The organism is Trabulsiella guamensis ATCC 49490 (assembly GCF_000734965.1).
Lineage (GTDB): Bacteria > Pseudomonadota > Gammaproteobacteria > Enterobacterales > Enterobacteriaceae > Trabulsiella > Trabulsiella guamensis.
Map to the genome: position 1 here is coordinate 1 of NZ_JMTB01000018.1, position 9,850 is coordinate 9,850.

Sequence of the window (9,850 nt, forward strand, 5' to 3'; positions counted from 1 at the left end):
GCTACCGTGACAACGCCATCACATACAAAGGCCAGCGGAACGCCGCCAGAAATGAACTGTCGCTGGCGAACTCGACAATTACTGACATGCAGACGCGTCAGCGGGACGTTGCCGCGCTGGATGCGAAATACACCGGAGAATTGGAAGATGCAAAGGCCACTATTAATCAGCTTGAGCGTGATGTTGTTGCTGGCAAGCGTCGGTTGCAGCTCAACGCCACCTGTCAGGCCGTGCACGAAACCACCAGCACCGGCGAGCTGGGCAATGCAACCGGTCCCCGACTTAATGACACCGCTGAACGGGATTATTTCACTCTCAGAGAGCGAATCGAAACAGTAACGAGGCAGGTTGGTTACCTCCAGGACTACATCAACACCCAGTGTATGAAATGATGTGTCCCACAAATACACAAACAGAGCCTGACTTCGGTCGGGCTTTTTTATACCTGAATTTCACCGCGCACCGCATGCGCACAAAAACCACCGAACCAGACCCTTTGGAATGAGCCGTTGAGGATGTCAGTTAGTGCTGGCGAGCCTCGGTGGGCTGACTTCCTATGCGGCAACGGTTCATCTCAAAGAGCAGGTAAACGTAATGAAAGAAGCAGTGTTAGTCCAGGAGTTCGACTTCTCTAAGATGGTGATGGCTATCCAAGGGAAGGCGTTCACGACCAGTCAGAAGATCGCTGATTACTTCGGAAAACGACATGATAACGTGTTGAGAAAAATTCGGCAGGTGAAGTCAGAATGTCCTCCAGAATTTGCCGCACTCAATTTTGAGGAGACTGATTTCATTGATAAAAATGGCGAAGCGCAGCCAATGTTTAAACTGACAAAAGATGGTTACATGTTGGTAGTGATGGGTTTCACTGGCGCGGCGGCCACGCTAATCAAAGTGCGATACATTCAGGCATTTAACTGGATGGCAGATCAGTTGACTCGCTGGCATGAGATGGGTGAGCAGGCTCAGCACCGCCATGCGTTAAAGGTCGCCAAGTCAGAAGTGAAGGCCCGCATCGGTAGCAAGATGATGAATGCACGCAAGCGCGAAAAGAAACTGCTTGCGATGGAATTCGAACAGATCCTATCGCTGACACAACCAAAACTGATTTTCACCGAGTGATGTCATTACAAGGCAGTCAAAACCCATCCAAGTTCCGCGAGGAATGGGATAAGCAGACCGAAAACAAGTAGGTCATTACAGAAGCTGCTTCTGCGAGTGGCTTCGATAATGACATGAGCACCTGAATAAGCGAGGTGATCAATCTTGCTGACGGGTAAGCCGTAAGTGGCTAAGCACATCTGAGAAGCAGAGCAAACGCTGCGATAAGGCGAAGAGGTAACCATGCCTGACATCTACCAAATCACGCTAACCACCCAAACAGGCGAAACCTTCACGGGAAAGATGTCACGACGCCAGCCTGAGCTGGTTAACGGCTTTGTACCGCTGGCAGCCGATTACTGCTCACAATGCAGTGACCTCGAGTTCTGCGCGCTGGTGGAACATGAGCTATACCACATCGCCCAGGCCACCGATGATTTCGGCGCGCCCAAGTTCAACAAAGAGACCGGGCAGCCAGTGCTGACACTGCGCGGCCACGATGTCGAAGAATTCACTGGTGTCGTACGTCGATACGGTGCCAGCAAAGAAGTACAGGAGCTCGTTGATGCGGCCAATGCGCCAGCAGAAGTGGCTCACATTGATATAGCCAGGTCATGCGGGACATGCATGCTAAAGCTGGCCTAGCAATATGACTGATTATGACAGGCAGGTAATCCATGGCGACACTGAAAGGTGAGGTCAAAGCCTTCATCGTTCAGTCCCTTGCCTGCTTCGATACCCCATCCCAGGTGGTTGAGCTGGTCAAAAAAGAATTTGGCCTGAGCATCACTCGTCAGCAGGTCGAATCCCACGACCCGACGAAAGCAAACGGCAGGGGGCTGGCGCAGAAATGGGTAGAGCTTTTCAACGATACCCGCAAGCGCTTCCAGACCGAATTAAGCGACATTCCGATCGCCAACAAAGCATATCGTCTCCGTGCACTTGACCGGATGATGACCCGCGCCGAGGGAATGAAAAACATGGCGTTGGCTGCTTCGCTGATGGAGCAGGCCGCCAAAGAGGTTGGTGACGCATATAGCAACAAACAGAAGGTCGAGCACACCAGCCCGGATGGCAGCATGTCACCGAGACCGACGACAATTCGCCTGGTAGGAGTTGACCCAGCCAATGGAAAGCCAAGTTGACCTCCAGATACCGGCCAAGTTAGTCCCCGTATTCGCGACAGAAGGGATCCGCTATCGTGGCGCTCACGGTGGGCGCGGTTCCGCCAAGACCCGCACTTTTGCACTTATGACCGCCGTTAAGGCTTACCAGGCGGCAGAGGCCAATATCAGCGGAGTAATCCTTTGCGCCCGCGAATACATGAACTCGCTGGAAGAGTCCTCCATGGAGGAGGTGAAGCAGGCTATTCGTTCAGTGCCTTGGCTTGATGATTACTTCGATATTGGCGAGAAATACATCAGGACAAAAAACCGCAGGGTCAGCTACGTATTCTGCGGTCTTCGCCATAACCTGGACAGCATCAAATCCAAAGCACGAATTCTTGTGGCCTGGGTTGATGAGGCCGAGTCGGTATCCGCTACTGCTTGGAAAAAGCTTCGCCCGACAGTTCGAGAAGAAGGCTCAGAGATTTGGGTCACCTGGAACCCGGAGAAGGAAGGCAGCGCCACCGATAAGCTCTTCAGAAAGAACCCGCCAAAAAGCTCGATGATTGTCGAGATGAACTATGTGGACAATCCATGGTTCCCTGCGGTGCTCGAGGAGGAGAGGCAGGAAGACCTGGCAAACCTCGATTACGCGGACTATGCGTGGATCTGGGAAGGAGCTTACCTCGAAAACTCCGACAAGCAGGTGCTGGCAAACAAATACGTCGTGCAGAGCTTCGAAGACGATCTCTGGCAGAAATCAGAGCGTTTGTTGTTTGGCGCCGACTTCGGATTCGCGAAGGACCCCAGCACGCTCATTCGCATGTTTATCCTGGATAACAACCTCTACATCGAATACGAGGCTTACGGAAACGGCGTTGAGCTCGACGACATGTGGAAGTTCTACGCCGGGAAAACAGACGCCACGCCGAAGCAACTTATCGACTGGAAGGTTACCGATGAGGCCAAATTCCCAGGCATCCCTGAAGCGCGAAAATGGCCTATCAAAGCCGACAACTCTCGCCCTGAGACTATCAGTCACATCAAAGGGCAGGGGTTCAATATCTCCGCTGCTCAGAAGTGGCAGGGTAGCGTAGAGGACGGCATCACCTGCCTGCGCGGGTTTAAGAAAATCATCATCCATCCACGCTGCAAAGAAACAGCGAAAGAGGCGCGGCTTTACTCGTACAAAACAGACCGCATCACTGGCGAAGTTCTGCCAGTTATCGAAGACAAAAACAACCACTGTTGGGATGGTGTCCGGTACGGTCTGGACGGGTATATCAAACGCAAACCTCAGTCGATGGGAATGATGATTCCAAAACGCCTGCAAGGGAGATAAGCATGGCAGATAAATGCAAATGCCCTGGCTGCGAGAGAAAGCGCAATGGATGGCCTGGTTATCAGCCATGCGCGTCGAAATCTTCTGGAAAGGTATTACCACCACCAAAACAACCATAAGGGAGCGCGGACATGACCGAATATTGGTGCTGCGCCTGTGGGAAAATCATCAGATTCGAAAGAGTCATGCCTCTAAATTACATCCCAAGGCACTGTCGCACTCTGATGATCAGAAAAATTGAATCATTCACACCGGCAAAAGGACCAAAAATCCCGCCGCTGAAACGCTGACGGACAAACCATGACTGACAAATTAACTCTCGCCGTCAACCATGCGTTGAACGATGCGCGGATGGCGCGCGCCCGTATGTGGCTGATGGCGCCTACAATGGGGCTGGACAATAAGCGCCATTCTGCATGGTGCGAGTATGGCTTCCCTGAGCAGGTAACCTACGAAAACCTCTACGCCCTGTACCGACGCGGCGGTATTGCCCACGGCGCCGTAGAGAAGTTGGTGGGCAAGTGCTGGCAGACTAACCCGGAAATCATCGAGGGTGACGATGCCGACGAGAGCGAAAACGAAACAACCTGGGAGAAAAAGGCGAAACAGGTATTCACAAACCGATTCTGGCGCTCATTCTCTGAGGCCGATCGCCGTCGTCTGGTGGGCCGTTATGCTGGCATACTTCTGCACGTCCGCGATGAAAAATACTGGAACCTTCCGGTAACCAAAGGGCGAGGTCTTCAGAAAATATCGGTGGCGTGGGCCGGATCGCTTACGGTGAGCGAGTGGGACACTAGCCTGAACTCGAAGACGTACGGCCAGCCTAAGATGTGGCAGTACGCCGAACGGTTGCCGAATGGTTCAAGTCGCCGTGTCAACATCCACCCCGATCGCGTTTTCATCCTTGGAGATTACTCAGACGATGCTATTGGCTTCCTTGAGCCAGCTTATAACGCCTTCGTGAGTCTTGAGAAGGTAGAAGGCGGGTCTGGTGAGTCATTCCTGAAGAACGCCGCTCGCCAGCTTAATGTCAATTTTGAGAAGGAAATCGACTTCAACAATCTTGCGTCGCTTTATGGCGTGAGCATTGACGAGTTGCAGGATAAGTTTAACGAAGTTACCTGGGAAATGAACCGTGGCAACGATGTTCTAATGACGACGCAAGGGGCTACGGTCACTCCGCTGGTGACTGCTGTGGCTGATCCGTCAGCGACCTATAACGTCAACCTGCAAACCGCTGCCGCCGGAGTTGATATCCCGACGCGCATTCTGGTTGGTAATCAGCAGGCCGAGCGCTCCAGCACCGAAGACCAGAAATACTTTAATGCACGCTGCCAGTCGCGCCGTGTGGATCTTTCTTTCGAGATTGAAGACTTCTGCGACAAGCTTATCAGCCTGCAGATCGTCGACTCAGTCAGCCAGAAGTCTGTCATCTGGGATGACCTGAACGAACAGACCGGCACTGAGAAGCTCACCAATGCCAAGACCATGGGCGAGATTAACCAGACCATGCTGGGCGGCGGTGAAGAACCGGCATTCAGCCGTGAAGAGATTCGTACAGCTGCTGGCTATGACAATGACGACGAAGAGCCTTTAGGAGAAGAGGATGGCGACGAAGAAAACGAAGCCACCAATTCTACCGCGTAACTATCAGGATCCGACCGGAGCCGATGCGCTGGAACGCCGGGCAATGAAAGACTTCGCCAGGCGGATGAATAAGATTGGCAAGGCGTACAAATCAGCACTCGACAAAATACCTTCCTCCCTCGCAGTAAACGCCAGATACGAATACCAGCTAAACCCGACGCTACTCTCCATCATCCTGAACGATGCCAGTTACCTGGTGGATCAGGTGCTGCTTGAAGGTGGCGACTACGACCTGTGGTTTTACGAGTACATCGATCTGGCTTCGGAGAAGGGGACCGGGCAGTCGTTCTACAACCTTAGCCAGCAATCCCCGGTGTACGCATCCGGGCGGGAATCGCTGGCGTCCATCCTCGCAAGCGATCCGTACCAGCAACGAATGGCGCTGGTGCATGCCCGTGTGTTTGAGGAAATGAAGGGACTGAGCGCAGATGTTAAGCGCGACATGGCCCGTGTGCTGACTGATGGGGTGGGGCGTGGGCTCAATCCGCTGGACATTGCCCGCAACCTGACAGATCAGACCGGCATCGAGAAACGCCGGGCGAACCGGATAGCACGCACTGAAGTGACTACCGCGCTGCGTCGCGCACGATGGGATGAGGCCGAATCATCGATGGATGATCTCGGTTTAAACATCAGGCTTCTTCACCTTTCAGCATTAAGCCCCACAACGCGAATAAAGCACGCTCTGAGACACGCGCACACATACACAGTTCAGGCAGTAAGGGATTGGTATGCAGTTGATGCTAATGCAATTAACTGTAAGTGCGGTCAGGTTGAGGTGCTGGTGGATGCAGACGGCAATCCGCTATATCCGAACGTCATCGAAATGGCTAAGAAGGAATTCGACAGCCACTGGAAAAAGATGAAGGTCAATCATTCAGCTTGTCACTGCTGCAAAAAGGCAGCTTGAGGTTTAACCATGCCAATGCAGGTCAATATCACCACGAAGGTGAACAGTCAGTCTATCCGGCGTGAAACATACAACGGTCGTGAGCACCTGGTGCTGCCGAGCTACACGCTGCCGGCGAACGTCGTCATGAATGGCGGGCTGTACACGCAAGAGCAAATCGACGCCCACTATAAAGGGCTGGAAGGCACCCTGGCACCGCTGGGTCATCCTCAGGTTAACGGTCAGTTCGTGTCTGCTTTCTCCCCAGAGGGGATTAACGCAGGCCATATCGGCGCGTGGAACCGCAACGTTAAGAAGTCAGGTAATCGCATCTACCTCGAAAAGTGGGTTGATGTGGCCCGCGCCGGTGAGTCTGAAGGGGGCAGGGAGCTTCTTGAGCGCGTCGCAGCTATTGAGCGTGGAGATGACGTTCCGCCTATTCATACCAGTGTCGCCGCTTTCCTCGACCAGCTTGAGCCTAACGAACAACAGAGAGCTACGGGCGCAGAGTGGGTGGCGAAGATTTACAGCATGGACCACGACGCGATCCTGCTGCACGAAGTCGGAGCGGCCACCCCTGAGCAAGGCGTTGGCCTGATGGTTAATGCCGATCTTGCTCAGCCGCTTAAGGCGAACTCCGGCGCGCTAGTGGGTGAATCCTACCGGGAGCGCGAGCAGCGTCTCGATCGGGCGGCCAAAGCTAAGTTTGCGGCGGGCGCGGATGAATACGCATGGGTTGCTGACTTCACTGACTCGCAAGCGGTAATCATCCGCAACGGCGGCACCGCTGAGGTGTTTGGCTACAAGTCTGAGGGCGGCGTTATCACCTTCGACGACACCGGCACCGCAGTAGCGCGCCAGGAGTCATGGGTGGCCGTCGTAGCCAACAAATTCAAAGCTCTATTCACACCGCAGGAACAGCCTGCACCAAACCACAAAACGGAGGGCGACATGCCTTTAACCAAAGAAGAACTGGAACAAATCGGCAGCATGATCGGCCAGGCTGTTGCGACCAATACTGAAGCGGCTATTAAGCCTCTCGCGGAAAAGGTTGATGCGCTGCAGGCCAATCAGAAGCAACTCGCGGAAACCCTGACCGCCAACTCTCGCGCTGAAGAGAAAACAAAGCGCGAAGCGGTTGCCAAGGTCTATGGCGATATCGTGGCTAACGCGCTGTCTGGCGAAGCTCTGGACGCGATGTTCAAGTCGCTGGGCGAAGCTGCTCCGCTGGGCACCAACAATGCACAGCAGCACAAAGAAACCGGCGCACCAGCCGCAGACGAACACTTCAAGTAAGGAGCCGGAATAATGCCACGTTATCGTCGCGTTAATATCGACGGTCAGTCTCTGTACAAGACCGAAACCCGCACAACGGCCGCCGCGTTGCTTCCTGGCACCGCCGCAACCATCAACTCATCCGATAAATTCGCTCAGGCCACCGCGCTAACCGGCCGCCTGTACATCATCGATGTCGGTTATCACCAGGGCCTGACTATCACTGAATCAATCCCTGCCGGTGATTCGGCTGTCGGCAACTACGTCGAAGAAGGCCGCGAGCTGGCGCTGCGTTGCCTGCCTGGTGCCTATAAGAAAGACAGCCCGATCAAGCTGGGAACTGCCGGTCAGTTCACCCTTGCCACCTCCGATACTGATTCAGTGATCGGCTACAGCCAGGATGAATACACCATCGCGGCCAGCACCACCGACTTCATTCGCGTGCGCATGCGCGTTGGCACTGTCGCCGCAGCTGGCGCGTAACAAAAGGACAAACACATATGTACTTCTCTAAAGAGACGCTGGCGACTAACTCCCGCCTCGGCGGGCACTGGAGCGAACTGTGGGCAAACCGCAACATGTGGAACCTGCAGAACGATTCCATCATTGCGGCTAACCGCGCAATCATGACGCCTGACATGCTGGCTTGTAACGCTGTTGGCGGTTTCTCCCGTGACTTCTGGGCTGAGATTGACAACCAGGTGCTGCAACTGCGCGATCAGGAAGTTGGCATGGAAATCGTGAACGACCTGATCGGCGTTCAGACCGTGCTGCCGGTCGGTAAAACCGCCAAGCTTTATAACGTGGTTGGCGACATCGCTGACGACGTGTCAGTAAGCATCGATGGTCAGGCGCCGTTCTCCTTCGACCACACTGACTACGCGAGCGACGGCGATCCGATTCCGGTGTTCACTGCTGGTTACGGTGTTAACTGGCGTCATGCTGCTGGCCTGAACTCTGTTGGCATTGATCTGGTGCTGGACTCGCAGATGGCGAAGATGCGTAAGTTCAACCAGAAGCGCGTCAACTACTATCTGAACGGCGATTCAAAAATTCAGGTTCAGTCCTATCCGGCGCAGGGCATCAAGAACCACCGCCACACCAAGAAGATTAACCTTGGGTCTGGTGCTGGTGGCGCGAACATCGACCTGACCACCGCTGACATGACCGCGATCTTCGCGTTCTTCGGTAAAGGCGCATTCGGTACCACCGCACGCACGAACAAAGTCGCTGCATACGATGTGATGTGGGTTTCCCCGGAAATCTGGGCGAACCTGGCGCAGCCGTACGTGGTCAATGGAGTTGTAAGCGGCACTGTGTTGCAGGCTGTTCTGCCGTTCGCGCCGGTGAAAGAAATCCGCATGAGCTTCGCACTGTCCGGTAACGAGTTTATCGCGTACGTTCGTCGTCGTGACGTGATCTCCCCACTGGTGGGTATGGCTGTCGGCGTTGTTCCGCTGCCGCGCCCACTGCCTAACGTTAACTACAACTTCCAGATCATGTCTGCTGAAGGTCTGCAAATTACCGCAGACGATCAGGGCCTGTCTGGCGTTGTCTACGGCGCTAACCTGGCGTAAGGAAACAGCATGGCTAAATACGAAGTTGTGCGCGCGTGGTTCGGCGTGAAGGTAGGGCAGGTGGTGGAGTTGAAAGAACTGCACCCGGCGCTGAAGTCTAACGTCCGTCTCATGAATGGTGAGGCAGGCGGAGAACTTACCCCGTCGACGCCTGATGCCAGTACCGGTGAGAAATCTCGCAAAGAGATTATTCAGGGCCGCCTTACTGAACTGGGCATTGAGTTCAAAGGCAACCTGGGCGCTGAAAAGCTCAGTGAGCTGTTGCCGGATGGCGAACTCGAAAAGCTTTTCCCTGCTGAATAACAGCCGCCGCTAAGGTGGTTTTTTTATGCCCCGCTCCGGCGGGGTATTTCACGGAGTCGATAATGGTAACTCTCGAACAGGCGAAGGAATATCTGGAGAGCCAGGGAATTACCATTCCCGATTTTGTTCTTCAGGCTCTCGTCGACCAGGCCAACAGTATTCAGGAGTGTCTTGATGCGTATTATCCGGCATCTACCGCGCTGCTGATTCAACTTTATCTGCTGGCGCTTATGGGGCTCGGGCAGGGTGATAAATACATCTCCAGCCAGACAGCTCCAAGCGGGGCGTCTCGCTCGTTCCGGTATCAGTCGTTTACTGACCGCTGGAAAGCTTCTGTAAACCTGTTGCGGGGACTGGATAAATACGGTTGCGCGACCTCTCTGATTCCTGCCGACCCTACAGCTGCCCCGGCATTCGCTGGTATCTGGATCGGGAAGGGCGGCTGCATGTGCGGGGGCAAGTGATGACGTACAAATCAGTTAAGCACGGTCTTCCGCGCTCATTCACCCGCGTCTGGGTGATGACCGACACCGGGCGGGAGACTACCGGCTACGTTAAATCGAATGGCGAGTGGCATATCAACTGCCCGCGAATCCGGGAGACTGGC

The 9,850-nt window shown here is 54.3% G+C and carries 12 protein-coding genes and 1 pseudogene; all 13 read left to right on the top strand.

The window, feature by feature from the left end:
* Window positions 1-392 (top strand): lysis protein (locus GTGU_RS26970; RefSeq protein WP_038153651.1); only part of this gene is annotated, 392 nt, incomplete at its 5' end.
* Between the two features lie 202 nt (window positions 393-594).
* Window positions 595-1,122: a Rha family transcriptional regulator gene (locus GTGU_RS01450; protein WP_038153676.1), complete on the top strand. Its 528-nt coding sequence runs from the start codon at window positions 595-597 to the stop codon at window positions 1,120-1,122.
* A gap of 318 nt (window positions 1,123-1,440) precedes the next feature.
* Window positions 1,441-1,746, top strand: a pseudogene (locus tag GTGU_RS01455) (putative metallopeptidase); the annotation flags it as partial.
* A 32-nt stretch (window positions 1,747-1,778) separates the two neighbouring features.
* Window positions 1,779-2,246 carry a DUF2280 domain-containing protein gene (locus GTGU_RS01460; protein ID WP_038153653.1) on the top strand — a complete coding sequence of 156 codons (468 nt, stop codon included), beginning with the start codon at window positions 1,779-1,781 and terminating at the stop codon, window positions 2,244-2,246.
* On the top strand, window positions 2,230-3,549 hold the full coding sequence (locus GTGU_RS01465) for a PBSX family phage terminase large subunit (protein ID WP_038153654.1): 1,320 nt from the start codon (window positions 2,230-2,232) through the stop codon (window positions 3,547-3,549). Before GTGU_RS01460 ends, GTGU_RS01465 begins: the two co-directional genes overlap by 17 nt.
* A gap of 13 nt (window positions 3,550-3,562) precedes the next feature.
* Window positions 3,563-3,790: a hypothetical protein gene (locus tag GTGU_RS25590; protein WP_051857274.1), complete on the top strand. Its 228-nt coding sequence runs from the start codon at window positions 3,563-3,565 to the stop codon at window positions 3,788-3,790.
* A gap of 59 nt (window positions 3,791-3,849) precedes the next feature.
* Entirely contained in the window at window positions 3,850-5,199 is a 1,350-nt protein-coding gene (locus tag GTGU_RS01470; protein ID WP_038153655.1) for an anti-CBASS protein Acb1 family protein, read from the top strand.
* A complete protein-coding gene (locus GTGU_RS01475; RefSeq protein WP_038153659.1) occupies window positions 5,159-6,109 on the top strand; it encodes a phage minor head protein in 951 nt (316 codons plus the stop codon). Before GTGU_RS01470 ends, GTGU_RS01475 begins: the two co-directional genes overlap by 41 nt.
* Window positions 6,110-6,118: 9 nt before the next feature.
* Window positions 6,119-7,384, top strand: coding sequence for a hypothetical protein (locus GTGU_RS01480; protein WP_038153666.1), 1,266 nt, complete (start codon window positions 6,119-6,121; stop codon window positions 7,382-7,384).
* Between the two features lie 12 nt (window positions 7,385-7,396).
* Complete coding sequence (locus tag GTGU_RS01485; protein ID WP_023330664.1) at window positions 7,397-7,846, top strand: gp53 minor capsid family protein; 450 nt, start codon at window positions 7,397-7,399, stop codon at window positions 7,844-7,846.
* 17 nt (window positions 7,847-7,863) lie between these two features.
* On the top strand, window positions 7,864-8,940 hold the full coding sequence (locus GTGU_RS01490; RefSeq protein ID WP_032638853.1) for a major capsid protein: 1,077 nt from the start codon (window positions 7,864-7,866) through the stop codon (window positions 8,938-8,940).
* 9 nt (window positions 8,941-8,949) lie between these two features.
* A complete protein-coding gene (locus GTGU_RS01495; protein ID WP_038153672.1) occupies window positions 8,950-9,243 on the top strand; it encodes a hypothetical protein in 294 nt (97 codons plus the stop codon).
* Window positions 9,244-9,305: 62 nt separating this feature from the next.
* Complete coding sequence (locus tag GTGU_RS01500) at window positions 9,306-9,707, top strand: DUF7370 family protein (RefSeq protein WP_032638849.1); 402 nt, start codon at window positions 9,306-9,308, stop codon at window positions 9,705-9,707.
* Window positions 9,708-9,850: the final 143 nt, after the last annotated feature.